The organism is Novipirellula artificiosorum (assembly GCF_007860135.1).
Taxonomy (GTDB): domain Bacteria; phylum Planctomycetota; class Planctomycetia; order Pirellulales; family Pirellulaceae; genus Novipirellula_A; species Novipirellula_A artificiosorum.
Genome location: NZ_SJPV01000005.1, coordinates 65,875 through 81,928, shown reverse-complemented (window position 1 = coordinate 81,928; position 16,054 = coordinate 65,875). Strand labels below are relative to the sequence as shown.

Here is a 16,054-nt window from a genome sequence, read left to right as displayed (position 1 = left end):
CCGAAAACGGAAGGTCGTGCGGGTTTTAGATACTGATCAACAAGCGTTTACGGACTTCACCCTCCATGCGACCACTTTCGAATCGTTGATACTTTCCATCGGTCTCCAAACTTGCACCGATTCGTCAGGCCACTCGGAGGGCGGTGATGCCAACGCACGTTTGGCGTTTGTTTCACTTTCCAAGCTGGACGTTGCGAACCCGTGAGATCCGTCGGGATGGACTATCCAAGGATCTCGGTCCGTAAGGTTGTTAGCAGTCCAATCGCTCCGCTGATTTCCTGTTTTTGCCTTTGCGGATCCTGTGGAATCTCGCGTTCGATCGTCAACGGACCGGTGTAACCGATCTCCTTGAGCGTTTGCAGGTACGTCCGCATGTTGACGTCGCCTTGCCCGAGCGGAACTTCGGCGCCCCACGTTTCGCCTGGCTTATCGCTCCACGTCGCATCTTTGCAGTGAACGCTGCGGACAAAGTTGGCGACCGTCCGCAATCCCTCGATGGGATCGCCAGCACCGTACAGGATCATGTTTGCGGGATCGAAATTGATCTTCAGGTTCTCGCGCGCAACCTGCTTGATGAACTCCAACAACCCTTCGGCGGTTTCTTGGCCCGTTTCCAGGTGCAGGTATTGCTCGTTCTCGTCACATGCTTCGCAAAGCTTGCGAGTCACCGAGACGATTTCCGAATAGCCTTCGGCCGACGGGTCATGTGGGACAAAGCCCAGGTGCAGTGCTACGGTGTCGCATCCAAGCCTCTTCGCGAAGGTGGCGATTTCGAACATTTCCTCTAATCGGCTTTGCCGCGTCGCGGCGGGGACCAACCCGACCGTTTGCGAGACCGTTGGAATGTCGGCATAGCTTTCTCCCTCGAATCCGCCGAACACGGCAGTGCAGCGAACGTCGGACTCCGACAACTGTTCCCTGAACTGCGCCGCGGCAGTTTCATTGCGATTTCCGGCGTGTGGGGCGTGCAGTTGGATCGTCGGTACTTTTAATTCGGAGATCACGTCCCAGCGGACGCCCAATCCCGCGTCGACGGAGGCGAATACGCCTATCGGCCAGGTTTGCATCGTTCGTTTTACCTTGGGGGAATGCTATTGTCGGCTGAGGAACTCTTGGCTCTTTTGCAGCTCTTGCTAGATTAAGGGTCTGGAAACCACAATACAATCATGTCCATAGAAAAAATCCCCCCCCCTTCGATGCCACCTAACGACGACGATCCGTACGACGTGCCGCTTACGGATCGCTTCACAGGGCGGTGGCAACAGAACCATGGCAACTTGATCATGGCGTTTTTGGCGGGGCTGTTGATCCTTGGCCTCAGCACCTTGGTGTATCGCCAAGTCCGGTTCGTTCCGCCAAGGTTCCCCGATGGGGATTCGCTGGCGCCACAGCGCAAGCTACTTCAACAGAATGCTGGCATCGGAGAGTCATTCCGTTTTCGTGTTCTTGGGGCCGCGAACGATCGGGGCAAAATGGTCGTTGCGGTTTTTACGGATGCGGAATCGTTTCCCCAGTTTGACAAATCGGTTCAAACCACGACGACTGCGATTTCGGATGGAGTTGCCGAAGGCGCGATCGACCGGTCGGGATTGCCGGGATCGATCGCGATCGGTGTGTTTCATGACGAGAACGAAGATGGGGTGTTAAACAAAAACACGCTAGGTGCACCATCCGAACGCTATGGCTTTTCGAACAACCCTCGAGTGATGGAAGAGACGCCGTTGTATGAGGAGGCCGAAATGGAATTGCCCTCCGATGGTGCCACCATCGATTTGTCGGTGCGGTAGGACGCGTCGCGTTTTGTTAAAACAATCCTTTCAACAGGGATTGCCAATTTGTCGGCGATATTTTTCCTTCTTCAAATCCCCTTCCTCGCGAACCCAGTGATCCATCATGAGTACGTTTCGCTCTATTATCTGTTTCTGTCTCGTTCTAACCGCTTCGTCTTGTTTCGCCGCCGATCGACTGGTGCTTGAACCTGCCGACGGGACAGGCAATGGACGGCACATTGTGTTGGTCTCAGGTGATGAGGAGTATCGCACCGAAGAATCATGCCCGATGCTGGCGAAGATTCTGAGCCAACACCATGGTTTCAAATGTACCGTGCTGTTTGCGATCGATAAGGAAACAGGAAGGATCAACCCGAACGAAATCAGCAACATTCCCGGTACCGATGCATTGGCCGACGCAGACCTGATGATCATCGCAACCCGCTGGCGTGTGTTGCCCGATGAACAACTCAAACCCATCTTGGATTACTTGAAGGCGGCGAAACCAATCGTTGCCTATCGCACGGCGACCCATGCATTCAAGAGTGGCCACTACGGCGGTTACGACTGGGCGAATTTTGGGATCAACGTGATTGGCGAAAACTGGCTTAGCCATCACGGCAAGCACAAAGTCCAAGGTGGCCGAGCCGTCATTGTCCCCGAGAATGCCAAGCACCCAGTGTTGAACTCGGTGTCGGACATTTACACCCCATCCGACATTTACGGCATCAAGCATCTCGATCAGAACAAGGCCACCGTACTGCTTCGTGGTGCAGTCATCGAAGCACTGGACCCCAATGCAGCGATCGTTGAAGGAGAGATCAACGATCCAATGATGCCGTTGGCGTGGATCAAGCCCTATCCGTCGCCATCGGGAGAAACGGGCCAATGCTTTGCCACAACGGCTGGCGCGGCCGTCGATTTTCTGAGCGAAGACTTGCGGCGTTTGATCGTCAACGCCTGCTTCTTCTTGACTGAGCAAACCGTCCCCGAAAAAGCAGACGTGACGTTCGTCGATCCGTTCGACCCCTCGTTCTTCGGCTTTCAAAAAGGCGACTTCTTCGAAAAACGAGCCCTCAAGGTCGAAGATTTCGATCTTGGCAAATCGACCAAAGTGCTGCAGTAACCGAAGGCAAGGGTCCCGTCGGCGCGGGAAGAGACACAATCCCACGAGCACTCGAGGCAGATCACTCGTAGAGAACATCCGCATGCGGGCAGGTGCATTCCATGCCGCTATCGCCCAGCATTTCCAATTCAAACGATCCACCGTTGACGCGACAGCGAGGATTGTGATTTGGGCAGTACGGATTTTTGCAATCGGGTGTTTGCGGGCAAACCGTGGCATAGGGGATTTGATCGAGCTGCGTGTTGGCAATGCAAGCGGCTTGTTGTTGTCGTGGCGTGCCGACGGAGTAGGGTGTCACGATTTCTGGCTTGAGGAAGACAATCAATTCGCTTTCGCGTACCTCGGTATTGTGGCTGCGGAACAGTCGTCCGATGTACTTGATGTCCTTCAAGTAGGGCACGCCACGAACATCCTCGATGATGTTTTTTTGCCGAAGCCCACCGAGGACAAACAAGTGACCATCGTTGACGCGCACCGTCGTGTCGGCTGCGCGGCTGTCAATCACGGGATTTCCATTGATCTCATCGGCTTTGTAACTGTATTCCGGGTGCACTTTCATCTCGATCGTTCCATCGCGACTGATTCGCGGCGTTACGGTCAAGATGATCCCAGCCTCTTCAAATTCGACTTGGGGGATTGCCCCCGCAGTGGTCAAAATCGAACTGACAACGGGGATTTTTTGGACGATGCGAATCGACGCTTCGTTACGGTCGCCAACCGTCACGGTTGGGTCGGCCAAAATTTTGGCTTCGGCGTTCGAGTCGAGTGCTTGGATCAGCATCGTCGCTTCGTACGTGCTGTTGATCGTCCGAATCGCGATGGCACTTAGTCCCGCCGTTGTGGCGTCCGCGGGAGCCAATCCGGTCGCCCCAATCCCAATCGTGTTTCGGTAGACAAGGTCCGTGCTATTGAGTGATTCGAGGGCCGTTGCGCTGCTGTGCGGTATTTGTGACCAATTGATACCGAGTTTTTCAAGTTCACCGATTGCCACATCGTAGATCACCGCGGTGATTCGAACCTGCGGTCTTGGGACGTCGAGTTGTTCGATCGCCTGGGCGGCGATTCGTAGTTCCTCAGGCGTTCCCTTCACCATGATGCGGTTTTCTTCGGCGTAGACTGCGACCGTGACGGTGTCACCGAGGGCTTGGCCAAGCGACTCGGCCATTTCTTCCGCTTCCGTATACTGAGGCGTGAAGTAGGCGATTCCGTTTTGCGTTATCACAGGCTCGGCCGTCACCGCATTGGGGATCGGCTCACTCGACGGTGCCGTATCACTGGACGAAGGCGATGGTGTGGTCAACGTCGCGGACCGTTGGCCGGCGAGACTCGAAAACAGCTCTTCCAGCTTGTTGATGGCATCCGGATGAGCGATGACCAGCACCGCAGCCTCACCCACTTTTTGTATTTGGCCTCTTTCGCCGAGCAGCATCTTTGCCGCTTCGATCATTCCGTCCCCGTCGTCTGTGGATTGTGGTAGACGAAGTGTGCGGGAAACAAAGTCAGGTTGGTCGGATCCGACATCTGCGACCGGTAACACAATCAAGCTGCTGCCGGTTTTTCGATAGCTGTACCCGGACGTCGTCAGCACCGCAGACAAGACCTCTCGCAGCGGTGTCTCGTGGAACGTTCCGCTGACTTCGCCGACCACATTTTCTCCGATGACGATGTTGACCTGCCACAATTCACTGAGCAGAAACACGACCTCGTTGAGCGGCGTTTGGCGAAACGTGATGCTGCCCGGTCGGCTGAGTGCCGCGTCAATTGAGTTTGCGTTGGTCGAGTTTGCGTTGGTCGAGTTTGCGTTGGTCGAGTTTGCGTTGGTCGAGTTTGCGTTGGTCGAGTTTGCGTTGGTCGATAAGGACGGGGGCGGTGGCGTGTTTGATTGGGGCGCCGATGCGGTCTCGGTCAACGGTGGCGTCGATGGAGGAGCCACTTGCGATGGAGTGGAAATAGGGCTCGGTGGTAGCAGGTCAAGGGGCGCGGACTCCGAGGTCTCGTTGTTGATCAGCACTCGCGATTCGGGCTTGACCAATTGTGCGGCATGAACGATGCGTGAGCTGGGGGCCGGACGGATCGGCACCAAATCAGGAACCTCGGCCAGCATCAAGCCGCTATGGCCAGCTTGATTTTCCAATCGGTCGATCGGTTCGGTTGACGTGGCAAGGTTGGCCCCCCACGCGAACACGACCATCGCAGCGGCGCAATTGGCGACGCGATGGAGGCGACAGGTGTGCGTAGGTTGTTTCAAATGGGGCATTGAATTGCCATCCTTGGCAAAGTGTTCGTTAGCGATCCTGTTTCGCAGAGCTTGTCTGTCTGTCTGTATGGAGGAGCCGTCTAATAGGTCGACGGCATTCCTTGATTCAGTTCGGCAAACTCCTGTTCGGCTTCTTCGGGTTTTGGACCCAGTCCGTACACGGTCAGCCGCATTTCTGCGGCAATGATTGGCAAGTTCCCATCCGTGGGCATCATTGCCAAGCTTTTTGTCGTCATGTACCAACCCTGCGCGGCGATTCCTTGTAGTATCTTGGTGACGTCTTGGAGTGACCCGTCGATCCGAAGTTCGATTTCGTGAGCATACAGTAGGTAGTTCGATTCTTCGCCATACTCGGGCATCGTCTCGCTTCGAGGATTATCAGAATCGATCGCCCACGGACGGTCGTGCCCCTCGCTGATCTCCAAGTTTCGCAACCTTCCGCCCGCATCACGAATGATCGTGAGTAGGGTGTTACGGACGGCTTGGCGTTTCTCAGGATCAATCGAACGTGCCAATGCGGCGTCTAATTCCGATTTGATCTTCGCTTCGATCTGATGCAACCGTTTCTGCTGCAACTGCACCTGAGTGAACTGGCTTCCCATCTCACTCATTTCGGTGACTTCGTTTCGTAGCCGAAAATATTCATCGGCCATGCGGAGTCCTATCGCGATGATCGCAAGCAAACTTAGGCTCGCAACGATTACTCGGATCGTCCGGTTATTCGGTTTATTCACGTTCTACGTCTCCATCGCTTGGCCCTTGTTTGCTGGCCATCGTCAATCGGATGACAAATCTTGTCGCATCGCTGTTGGTGTCGGGGTTGGTCGCGTGGAGTGCGACTTGGGCAATGCCTGGCAAATGCCGCAATTGCTCCAAGATTTCGTATACCATTCGCTCCTCGAAGACGCTGCCATCGAGCCGGATATGTGTGCCGTCTTCGACACGAAATTCGTTCAAGCATGCTGTATTCGGCAAACTTTGCGTGATCTGCATTAACTGAACGTTCCAGTCCAATTCGGCGGTTTGTTGCTCAATCGACTGCAGATAGTCGATCCATTCGCGTTGCTGGGCCAGCACGGTCATCCGCGCCTGCGTCGCCACGACGGTGGCTTTCACTTCCGGTTCGCCGTTGAGCAACTCGGCAGCTTGATTTCGTTCACGCTGCAAAATTCCGTATCCGCACATCAGCAAGAGGGCTGCCGCGATCGCCGGCCAGCCGATCCGTAGTAGCATCGACCACCACGGCAAGTCGGGTGCGCGTCGCACTTCCGTCAACAGGTCCGGAACCTGCTGCGATGTGATGCCAAGGATTAGCGGCAAGACCGAAGCGACCGCGGGGACACTTTGAGTGAGCCGTTGATCGTCACTGATTTCATACAGGGATTCAAGTTTCGGAACTCGAAGGGCAACCGCGTCAATTCCCGATGCGTTGAGGAATAGCGAAGCGGTCCGCTCCACCTTCTCGGGATCACCACAAATCACCATTTGATCGAGTTGACCGGCATGGATGCCAAGGTAGCGATGGCAGAACCGATGCAATCGTTCGATATGCCCATCGATAGCGGCATGAAACGCTTCCGCCGTATCGGCCGCGGCAGGACGATAATCCAAGATCAACCGACCTTCGTAGACGATCCCTACGTCCCATCGGGATCCGGTGCCATCGGCAATCAGTACGGGATGCTCCGCAGACAGTTGGGTTTGGCTGATCAGTCGGGCGACGCTGACGAGCGAGGGTTCGACCCATGCAATCTCAACATCGCAGTCGCGAAAGACGTCATAAACAACACGCATGAAGGAATGATTGACCACACTGGTGATCGCATACTCGGTTTGCTCATCCACTCGTTCACGGACGCGACCGGTCGCTTTGCGCCCAGGGCCAAGTTGCAAATAGCGGGGGACCCGTTCCTCAAGCGAAACAAGTTCCCGGTTCACCGCATCGGGGCTGCCCATCGCGATTCGACTGACGCAGAAGTCACCGTCCAACGAAACCGCAACAGTCCCGCGGCGCATTTCGTGACGGTCGACCAGCGTTTCAATCGCAGCGGTAAAATTGTCCAATCCCCGGTCCATCAACCATCCTGCTTGATCGGGACAGGCGATCGCATCAATCTCTAACCGGTAGCGGCCATCGCGGGTCGGCGTTGCGACCGCGACTTGCAGCAAACGGTTTTCGATCCATAGCCCAAAAAGCTTGGATCGTTCGGTATCGTTGTTTTGTCTTGCTGACGGCTTCGTCATTACAGGATATCCCCCTGTACGAAGCGTAGGTTACAAATTTGACCACGTCACTCGCGACCCACAACGATCGTGTGCGCGGGCAAGAAACGGATGGGTCCACCCTCATTTGCGGATTGTACCGATGGTAACGCCAGCCCGATCAGCGGGCTTGTTGTCGCGTTTCCAACATCATCCCCGTACGCCCGACCTGCTCGGCCAACGCCGGATCGGTCGAGGAATAGAGTTTGAAAAGTGAGCGGTACGGCGAAAGGTAACCGGCGTCGATTTCAATCGACCGACGAAATGCACTTTCTGCCTCACCAAAACGTTGCAGGCGCCCGAACACAAGACCGAGGTTGTACCAATCGACTGCGGATCGACCATTCTCGGCCAATTCGATCCCATAGCGAACCGCCTTCGAGAAATTCCCTTCGCTATAGCTCTTGTCGAACAGGACCGACAAACTCGATTGACGCAAGAGAGTGGGATCGGCTTGCATTCTCAAAACCGTCGCGGCATGCTTTTCCGCTAAATTCCACATCTGCCTCGCATCGCCCGCGTTCTTGGCTAATATCGCATCTTGCTTTGCCAGCCGGGCGATCGCTTCGTGAACGGCGGCGTCCCTTTGGTCTGAGTCTGCGAGTTTCAGTAGTTCGTCGATCGTTTTCTGTCGTAATTCCGGTGAAGGGATGCCTTCATAAACCCCTTCTCGCAACCACGATGCGGTCGCCAAAGCGTCATTGCGACGCGTTGTCGATTGTGCCTCGGGATCCAGAGGGTTGTGTAATCGGCGGAGTTTCGGTTCGCTTGGCTTCGCTGTCGGTGCGGCGTTATCGACATGAATTCCAATGCGATGCTGAGTCGTCGCCGTGTGGGGAATGGCACTTTCTCCCTTTGGCATATGACACTGAACGCACTGATTCTGTGCCCTCTGCATCCGAGTTTCGTGATCCAACCCGCATGCAGAATCGTCGTGGCAGGACAAACAATTTTGCTGGTGGATCTCGCGAGCCGATTCCCCCGTCGGCGAATGATGAGGGTCGTGACAGGTGATGCAGGTCAACGTTTCGGATTGTTGATAACAAGGGCTTTGCCAAAGCTGCTCAAAGTGATCTGTAAAGTTGGCGTCCTTCGTGCTACTCGAATCCACTTTGTAAGAGACTTGTGTTGCATCGAGTCGCTCGCCTGGGCGATAGTCCCAAATCGTCTTGCCTTCGGCATAGACAAACAAGCTACCTTGCAAATGGCACTGAGCACAAATCTCTTCGGCCCTTTGCCGGTTTAAATTTGCTGGCTGAACGATGCGGTAATCATCCTCTGCATCGCTCGCCGTATCCGATTCAACCCAGTCCAGATGATCTTGCCCCGGTCCGTGGCATCGCTCGCATCCGATGGCAACTTCCGTAACGACCAACTTGTGCTCGTTTCCGTTTTCGCGGTAAGCGAGTCCGGCATGGCAATACAGACACCCATCGCTAATCATCCGTTTCATGCCGAGGTGATGGGGGACGTCGTAGCGAGGTGCCATCGCAAAAGATTTCGCTGCCACATACCAAGTCATCGGTGACTGCAACAGCATGCCGTTGTCGCTGAGCAGGTAACCTTTTGCAAAGGCGCCACTCCCCATCACGTACTTGACCGGCAACTCAGCCGCCAAAAATTTTGCTTCTGGCCCCAACGGCAAGTTTGCCGAAGCATCTTTTTCCGTCGGAAAATGAATCCATTCCTGGTGCTTCAGCTCGGTGCCGTCACGCACCGCATGGTAGGACGCCTTGCTCGGCTGGTGGTAGTACGCACCGGTCACTTCATCTGCCGCATCACTTGCCAGCCTCAATGAGCGACTATGGTGCGTCGCCTGATACGACTCGTATTGCTCGGCATGGCACTCGGCACACGCGTCGGTCCCAATGTAGCCTGCGGCCGAAGATGGAAGGGAGGTCGCATACACTTCGGCCGTGGGTTGCTGCGCGATCGCGGGCTCCGGATCCCATCGTTGAGCGGAAATCGATTTCGGTTTCTCGGGAGATTTCGTTTTCTCGGGGGAGGAGGGGGCACTTGCGATGGGCACCTCGGCGGGCCGACTGCATCCAGCGACATCCAATAAAACGCCGAAGGCAGCGAATAGCAAAACGGCCACGAAGGGTTTGGCTGTCATCGGATGTTTTGTCTCGACCCCCATTTCCCGCATTTTACCCAATCGCTACTGTCGTCGTGCAGTCACAAAAAACCTTGAGGCATTTTCACGCGAATCCGTCGCGCTGCGACAGATCATCTTGATTTGAATAATCATAATCTTAGACAATCGGGACCGGTGTTCCATTTGGCCCCTCTGGATACGGTTCTCATGACATTCCTGGAAAAAGTCCGACACCAGCGCAGCGCAATCGTGGTGTTTTTCGGTTCCCTGTTGTTTGCAAGCATTGTTGGCTGCTCCGCGGAATCGGCACGCAGTACAGAAGACCGCAGTACAGAAGACCGCAGTACAGCGATGGAGACGGCAGCGATGGAGACGGCAGCGAGTTACGAGCAGGGCGAGGTAGCGGAATGGAGCGTCGAGGCCAGCGAGGATCCCGCGTTTGCCAGCGCGGAAAACTTCGCAGCGGAAGCCATCGCTTCGGAACCCCAGGTCGACGCCATCGACTCGATGCCGCGAATCCGGTCAGCGCCGATGGAGACTCGATCGATGAATGTGCCCCTTGCTGCCCCGTCCACCCCCAAGCCTGTACCGCTCGGAACTGCGGGCTCGCCGGCACGAACCCGGTCTGGCGATCATTTATCACACCTTCCAGCCGGTGCCGAACACAGCCCCGAACAAGGTTTTGCAACGGTCCAGGTGTTCTATGCAACTGACCGAAGTCGTGGTGCGGTTTCGTTGTCGGACTATGAGATTACGGGACAAAAGGAAGCCTTCTTGTTTCTGTCCGTTGGTTCGTTGGGAATGGTGCTGTTTGGCGGGCTGCTCTGGTACCGAGGACGGACACGATCCGGCAACGTGGCGTTGATGATGGGTGGGTTGACCGGATGTTTGGCCGCGGCGTGTGTTGCCGTGGGTCAGGCCAATATCGAGAAACATGGGGTGACGTACGGCTCGGATCGCGGAAGCCTAGTTCGCGGCATTTGCGAGGTGACGGTGCCGGATTCGCATCAACGCGGCCTGGTCGAGCGTCCCAGTTTGCTACGGTTCGAACTGCAAGAAAATCAGCGTGAGCACATTGTACTGACACGTGCGGTTGAGTTGGCAAGCAGCGATTTCCAGCAGCGGTTGACGGAAACCCTTGCCGCATCGCCCGATGGCGATCTGTTGGTCTTCATTCATGGCTACAACGTCAGCTTCGAGTCGGCGGTCCAGCGAACCGCTCAAATCGCTGTCGATTTGCCTTTCGAGGGCGTCCCGGTTTGTTACAGCTGGCCAAGCCAAGCCTCCTTGATGGGTTACACGATCGACGAAAATAACTCGGAGTGGACGATCACGCACCTGAAACAATTCCTTACGGACTTGGCGGAACAAAGTGGTGCCAAAAGCATCAACGTGGTCGCTCACAGCATGGGGAACCGAGCGATGACCGCCGCGATGCAGCAGATTCAATGGCAGCGAGACGAAGCATCACCGCCACCGTTCGATCGTATCGTCTTGGCGGCTCCCGACGTCGACGCCGACCGTTTTCGTCGCGACCTCGCGCCGGCCTTATTAAAGGTTTCTAACCAAGTCACCTTGTACGCCTCGTCCGATGACCAAGCACTGGTTGCGTCGAAGAAAGTTCACGGCTATCCGCGTGCAGGAGAGAGCGGTGCAAACATCGTTGTGGTCCCGGGAGTCGAAACGATCGATGTCAGCGGCATCGACTTAAGTCTGCTCGGCCATAGCTACTACGGCGACAACGAGTCGATGCTCCGCGATTTGTATGAGTTGGTGCGTGTACGGTTGCCAGCGGCCCAACGGCGGATGTTGATGGCTCGACGCGAAGGCGAACTGATCTACTGGCAATTGGCTCAGCGACAACTTACCGATCCGTCGTTGCGTTGAACGAGGCGTCGTTCCCTTCCAAGGCTTCCACGACGGCACACCCGCACGAGTCGCTCCACACATTGACGGCAGTACGAGCCATATCGAGAACGCGATCGACCGCCAAGATCACTCCTTGCATCTCCATTGGCAAGCCAACTGCGTGCAAGATGATCGCCATCATCACGAGTCCCGCGTGAGGAATGCCCGCCGCGCCGACACTGGCTAACAATGCGGTTATGGCGACGACGATTTGTTGGCTCAGCGGCAGATTCATGCCGAAATGCAATTGGGCAATGAAGATCACGGCGACCGCTTCGTACAACGCGGTACCATCCATATTGATTGTGGCCCCAAGCGGCAAGACAAACGATCCTGTTCGGTTGCTGATGCCGGCTCGCTCTTCCACGCTCGACATGGTCAAGGGCAGCGTTCCATTGCTGCTAGCACTACTAAACGCCGTTAGCAATGCAGGCGACATGGCCTTGGCGAATTCGAACGGACTGCGTCTGGCAACGAATTTGACGATCAACGGCAGCGTGATCAACGCGTGAATCGATAACGCCGACGCGACCGCGACCACGTACCAAGCTAGCGACATGAAAACATTGGCACCCTGAGTGGCCGTGACTGCGGCGATCAGAAAGAAAACGCCCACCGGTGCCAACCGAATGATCGCCATCGTCATCGCCATCATCACTTCAAATCCCGCCGTTGCGAGTGATCCGATCCGGTCCTGGGTTCGTCCGCCAACCGAGATCGTGAATAGCGAAAAGGCAATCGTGAAGGCGATGATCGACAAGTAGTTCGGCGCCACGAGAGCGGAGAGTGGGTTCTTTGGAATCATCGCTTCCAATTGAGCAAACAGCACATCCACCAGCGAAGCGGCATCGCTGGTTTCCACCTTGGCAACCTTCACCGCCTCACCCCGAAGACCCGGGCGGATCACGTTCACGACAAACAATCCGGTCGTAATGGCCAACATGCTCGTGCAAAGATAGTAAACAATCGTGCGGCGAAACATGCGGCCAATGCCGGCTGAGGATCCGAGCCCGATCACGCCCGTCATCAGGGACGTCACGATCAACGGCACGGCAACCATCTGCAGCATCCTTAAAAACAAACCGCCCAATCGCGAAAACCATGCTCCCACGCGTTTGGCAAGACTCTGTCCGTGCCGCTCATAAATCTGCACCGCAATCGGATCCGATTGTGCGAGCATCTCAACCGATGGGAACACGTTTTCGCTGCGGTCAACCGGGTCAATGGTTCGCTCGATGGTCGTTCCCGCGGAATTCGTGTAGCGGATCCTGGTCGACGCACTTGAATCGTCAATGTTTGCCGCAACGATGCCTTTGGGCAATCGACTCGATTCAGCAATTTCGACCGAACGGGTCGAGCATGTCATATTGAGAACGAGACCGATCAAGGTCCCGGCCAGCATTCCGATCAGAATCTGCCAGTGTAGGGCGAGACGCAGCATTGTGAATCAATCCAATTCGTCGGAGGCGATCACATAAGCGGTCGCGTGCGTGCGACAGGCACCAAGTGAAACGTGTAGTTTTTCGATGCCATGTTGTTCAGCCCACAACGAGGCGGCTCCCGTGAGCAAAAGGGAGGGGCCTTCGCCCGGGTGGACCCTGATTTCGATGTCGGTCCAACGGACGCCTTGGTGGCGACATCGCATCGCCTTCATCGCGGCCTCTTTGGCGGCCCAGCGAGTCGCGAAGTGCTGAGTTGCGTCCGCCGTTTGGACACAGTACTCAATCTCGTTGGCGGTATAAACTCGTTCGAGAAACTGCTCCCCATGCGTTTCAATCATCTTTGCGATGCGAACACATTCGACAATTTCCGTTCCGACGCCAAGGATCGCCATGTGCCTGGTGGGTTGAAGTTGTCTCGTGACGCCGTCGCGAAACCAAAGAAGAAACCAAGAAGGAGGTGCCCAGCACCGCTGCTAGGCAACCTTCCATTCTAACGCAAACCGCACGCCGTTTGGGCTCGGTGCAATACGGTTGCGGCAACTTCTCGGGCCCGCTTGGCACCATCACGTAGGGTATGGTGGACATAGTCGAGGTTCGCTTCCAAATCCTCTCGTCGCGTTCTCGCCTCGGCAAAATAGGTTTCACTCACCTCAGCGACGGCCTTTTTGACTTCGCCGTAACCAAATCCACCCTGCCGATACTTTTCCGCCATCGCCTCGATTTCGTCATCGGCGGCAAACAGCCGGAAGAGCTGGAACAGGTGGTCCTCCTCCGGCTCTTTGGGATCTTCCATTGGCCGACTGTCCGTCGTGATTCGCATGATCTGCTTGCGAATCTGTTTGATATTGCCAAACAACGGAAGCGTATTGTCATAGCTTTTGCTCATCTTTTGCCCGTCGGTCCCGGGGACCTTCGCGCCATGGTCGAGTGTCTTCGCATTGGGTAGCACAAAGGTCTCGCCAAATTCATGATTGAAACTACCCGCCAAATCTCGACACACTTCAATGTGCTGGACTTGGTCTTGGCCAACCGGGACAACCTCCGAGTCGTAGGCCAAAATATCGGCCGCCATCAACACGGGATACGTGAACAATCCGGCGTCCGCAGTCATTCCTTTCGCCTTCTTTTCTTTGTAGGCATGACACCGCTCCAGAAGCCCCATCGGAGCAACGGTCATCAACAGCCACGTTAACTCGCTGACCTCCGGAACATGCGATTGGATAAACAACGTCGCATTCCGCGGATCGAGCCCCAACGCCAACAGATCCAAAGCCGCGTCGAGCGTGTTCTGTCGGAGCGCGTCAGCGTCGCGCACCGTCGTCAGTGCATGCAGATCGGCGATGAAGTAGAAACCGTCGTTATCTTCTTGCAAGTCGATGTATTGGCGAATGGCACCAAAAAAATTACCCCAGTGAGGACGCCCCGTGGGCTGGATGCCAGAAAGAACACGCATGACAAGGAACCTGGATCGGGGACAGACAGAATATCGAAAGGGTGGATTGTGAACGATTCAGCGTGCGAGGGGAATTAGGGGGGAGTCACTCCGAACGCGGATCTTGTCAGCTCCGGGTAGAGCAACGCCTCGACAAAGTGAGAACTGGCTGGGTCGCGTTTCTGCTGCGAGGTGAGCTGCCACGTTCTGCTACTCCACCGGTAACGGTTCGGCTTCCGTTTCGCTTTCGGAATCGATCGCCCCGTCAATCTTTTGCGCGGCATCCTTGGCGATTCGTTTCGCACTCTCGCGAAGGGAGGCGGTGTCGTTCTCGATCTCCGTCTTATCAATGCGAATGCTCGCGTCTTTTTCGGTGGACTCCATCGTCCACCAGCCAGCCCATGCGCTGAACACTAAGAACAGCACCAACAAGACGATCGCAAACAAAAAACCTCTCATCAATCCAACTCCTTCTTTAGGGTGGTGTATTTCTAGTATTCCGCCGCAGCTCAATTTTCGGGAAGGGCCGTTTCCTACCGGCCACACTCTCAAGTGATTCGGCCGGTGGGAACCGGCCCTACCAAGTGATTTGGCCCGTGGGAACCGGCCCTACTTCGAACGCCTACTCGCAATTCAAGCTGAGTCGGAATACGAGTGGACCGTCAAGGTTACAACTGCGAGTTGGGACGTAGTGGACTTCGCCAGAAGTCCCTAAAAACATTTGAGTTACGGATTTCTGGCGAAATCCACTACGCTAAAATTTAATGCTGACGGTCCTACAGGGCGGCGTAGCCGCAATTGGCGAGCTGCCGCTGACGACCCAAACTTCGTCGACGCTAGCACGCATGTGCCCGATCACGGATCGAGCACAGCGAGTACCGTACCAGGGATCTCCCTTCGCTGGACAACGCCACTTTTCTTTTCAAACAAGCACGAAACACAAGCGAGTGAATTACGGACGTCAAAACCTACTCGCTTGCGCTCCGAGCTTGTACTCGTAACGTTTCCGCTCCGAAGTGGTGCTGTGCAGTTAGGCTTAACCATTCGCGGATAGCATGTCGAACTTGGCAAGCCAAAACAACTGTTGCAGCCAACTTTCTTCCGAACAACTGCTTTGAGGCCACGCCTCAACCGGTGCGGCAGCCAATTCACAGATTCCTCGCGAGTCGGTCACAATGAAGCTCTGCGTCCGGGCGATCCAGACCGCGAGCGCCGCGGTTTCCGGACAATCCTCCTGTAACACCAGACATGCGATTTGGCCTTCGGAACCTTGAGCGTCCAGCTGATGACGAAACCACTTTCGGTAGGCAGGCCAACGAGGGTCCTGTAACTGAGACTCGCGAACGATCATGATCAAGTTTCGACACGACAAGCCAGGCCGAGCTTTGGGGAAATGCAACACCGCTTGCTTCAGGAGTTCGGGTTCGACAACAACCGCGTCTAAGATCAGTGCCGGCCCATCCGCTCGGTCCAGAACGCGATGCAATCGTCGGTCGAGATGTTCGACCTCTTGCTGAAGCGTGTCCTTGATCGTTGCATCGGGAATCAAGCGAATCGAGTGCGGATAATAGTGTGGTGTTTCCAGGTGGGAATCGCGGTTCGGTCCAACTTCAATGGAATCGGCGTCCGCGACGTGATTCGATGAAATCATGTTTGGCTCCTCGAAAAAGTGTTCGTTGCAACCCAAGGCATCCCATTGCCCTCTCAACCGGTTTTCCCGCAGCATCTTGAGCAATCGGCGTTCCGCAGCTTGGGCAAAT

General features: G+C 55.6%; 13 protein-coding genes. 3 read left to right on the top strand and 10 right to left on the bottom strand.

From position 1 onward, the window contains the following. Positions 1 to 221 precede the first annotated feature (221 nt). Positions 222 to 1,067: a sugar phosphate isomerase/epimerase family protein gene (locus tag Poly41_RS15125; protein WP_146527297.1), complete on the bottom strand. Its 846-nt coding sequence runs from the start codon at positions 1,065 to 1,067 to the stop codon at positions 222 to 224. 129 nt (positions 1,068 to 1,196) lie between these two features. On the opposite strand from Poly41_RS15125, the gene Poly41_RS15120 reads away from it, so the two are divergent. After that, positions 1,197 to 1,787: a DUF2141 domain-containing protein gene (locus tag Poly41_RS15120; protein ID WP_231615674.1), complete on the top strand. Its 591-nt coding sequence runs from the start codon at positions 1,197 to 1,199 to the stop codon at positions 1,785 to 1,787. A 106-nt stretch (positions 1,788 to 1,893) separates the two neighbouring features. Continuing rightward, positions 1,894 to 2,895, top strand: a complete 1,002-nt coding sequence (locus Poly41_RS15115; RefSeq protein WP_146527293.1) for a ThuA domain-containing protein — start codon at positions 1,894 to 1,896, stop codon at positions 2,893 to 2,895. A 61-nt stretch (positions 2,896 to 2,956) separates the two neighbouring features. Here the strand turns inward: Poly41_RS15115 and Poly41_RS15110 are convergent, their stop codons facing one another. From Poly41_RS15110 to Poly41_RS15095, 4 genes are all read right to left on the bottom strand, one after another. Further along, the gene (locus Poly41_RS15110; RefSeq protein WP_146527291.1) at positions 2,957 to 5,152 is read right to left on the bottom strand and encodes a secretin N-terminal domain-containing protein; all 2,196 of its coding nucleotides are present in this window, start codon (positions 5,150 to 5,152) and stop codon (positions 2,957 to 2,959) included. An 80-nt stretch (positions 5,153 to 5,232) separates the two neighbouring features. After that, entirely contained in the window at positions 5,233 to 5,886 is a 654-nt protein-coding gene (locus Poly41_RS15105; RefSeq protein WP_146527289.1) for a hypothetical protein, read from the bottom strand. Continuing rightward, positions 5,879 to 7,396, bottom strand: a complete 1,518-nt coding sequence (locus tag Poly41_RS15100) for a hypothetical protein (protein WP_146527287.1) — start codon at positions 7,394 to 7,396, stop codon at positions 5,879 to 5,881. The genes Poly41_RS15105 and Poly41_RS15100 overlap by 8 nt, the downstream gene beginning before the upstream one ends. Positions 7,397 to 7,535: 139 nt before the next feature. Next, positions 7,536 to 9,530 (bottom strand): tetratricopeptide repeat protein, encoded by a 1,995-nt coding sequence (locus Poly41_RS15095; protein WP_197231359.1) that lies wholly within the window; start codon positions 9,528 to 9,530, stop codon positions 7,536 to 7,538. A gap of 189 nt (positions 9,531 to 9,719) precedes the next feature. On the opposite strand from Poly41_RS15095, the gene Poly41_RS15090 reads away from it, so the two are divergent. Beyond that, a complete protein-coding gene (locus tag Poly41_RS15090) occupies positions 9,720 to 11,399 on the top strand; it encodes an alpha/beta hydrolase (protein WP_146527284.1) in 1,680 nt (559 codons plus the stop codon). On the opposite strand, the gene Poly41_RS15085 is transcribed toward Poly41_RS15090, so the two are convergent. The 5 genes from Poly41_RS15085 to Poly41_RS15065 form a co-directional block, all read right to left on the bottom strand. After that, on the bottom strand, positions 11,377 to 12,861 hold the full coding sequence (locus Poly41_RS15085) for a dicarboxylate/amino acid:cation symporter (protein WP_146527282.1): 1,485 nt from the start codon (positions 12,859 to 12,861) through the stop codon (positions 11,377 to 11,379). The genes Poly41_RS15090 and Poly41_RS15085 overlap by 23 nt on opposite strands. Positions 12,862 to 12,867: 6 nt before the next feature. Next, positions 12,868 to 13,254, bottom strand: a complete 387-nt coding sequence (gene acpS / locus Poly41_RS15080; RefSeq protein WP_146527280.1) for a holo-ACP synthase — start codon at positions 13,252 to 13,254, stop codon at positions 12,868 to 12,870. A 98-nt stretch (positions 13,255 to 13,352) separates the two neighbouring features. Further along, positions 13,353 to 14,315: a tryptophan--tRNA ligase gene (trpS, locus tag Poly41_RS15075; protein ID WP_146527278.1), complete on the bottom strand. Its 963-nt coding sequence runs from the start codon at positions 14,313 to 14,315 to the stop codon at positions 13,353 to 13,355. A 189-nt stretch (positions 14,316 to 14,504) separates the two neighbouring features. Further along, positions 14,505 to 14,753: a hypothetical protein gene (locus Poly41_RS15070; RefSeq protein WP_146527276.1), complete on the bottom strand. Its 249-nt coding sequence runs from the start codon at positions 14,751 to 14,753 to the stop codon at positions 14,505 to 14,507. A 577-nt stretch (positions 14,754 to 15,330) separates the two neighbouring features. Next, on the bottom strand, positions 15,331 to 15,945 hold the full coding sequence (locus Poly41_RS15065) for a hypothetical protein (RefSeq protein ID WP_146527274.1): 615 nt from the start codon (positions 15,943 to 15,945) through the stop codon (positions 15,331 to 15,333). Between the last annotated feature and the right edge of the window lie 109 nt (positions 15,946 to 16,054).

Bases quoted from the DNA above. Each gene is read 5' to 3' on its own strand.
- acpS (WP_146527280.1), bottom strand. From the start codon at position 13,254: ATGGCGATCCTTGGCGTCGGAACGGAAATTGTCGAATGTGTTCGCATC.
- Poly41_RS15110 (WP_146527291.1), bottom strand. From the start codon at position 5,152: ATGCCCCATTTGAAACAACCTACGCACACCTGTCGCCTCCATCGCGTC.
- Poly41_RS15085 (WP_146527282.1), bottom strand. From the start codon at position 12,861: ATGCTGCGTCTCGCCCTACACTGGCAGATTCTGATCGGAATGCTGGCC.
- Poly41_RS15070 (WP_146527276.1), bottom strand. From the start codon at position 14,753: ATGAGAGGTTTTTTGTTTGCGATCGTCTTGTTGGTGCTGTTCTTAGTG.
- Poly41_RS15090 (WP_146527284.1), top strand. From the start codon at position 9,720: ATGACATTCCTGGAAAAAGTCCGACACCAGCGCAGCGCAATCGTGGTG.
- Poly41_RS15120 (WP_231615674.1), top strand. From the start codon at position 1,197: ATGCCACCTAACGACGACGATCCGTACGACGTGCCGCTTACGGATCGC.
- Poly41_RS15125 (WP_146527297.1), bottom strand. From the start codon at position 1,067: ATGCAAACCTGGCCGATAGGCGTATTCGCCTCCGTCGACGCGGGATTG.
- trpS (WP_146527278.1), bottom strand. From the start codon at position 14,315: ATGCGTGTTCTTTCTGGCATCCAGCCCACGGGGCGTCCTCACTGGGGT.
- Poly41_RS15095 (WP_197231359.1), bottom strand. From the start codon at position 9,530: ATGACAGCCAAACCCTTCGTGGCCGTTTTGCTATTCGCTGCCTTCGGC.
- Poly41_RS15065 (WP_146527274.1), bottom strand. From the start codon at position 15,945: ATGATTTCATCGAATCACGTCGCGGACGCCGATTCCATTGAAGTTGGA.
- Poly41_RS15100 (WP_146527287.1), bottom strand. From the start codon at position 7,396: ATGACGAAGCCGTCAGCAAGACAAAACAACGATACCGAACGATCCAAG.
- Poly41_RS15115 (WP_146527293.1), top strand. From the start codon at position 1,894: ATGAGTACGTTTCGCTCTATTATCTGTTTCTGTCTCGTTCTAACCGCT.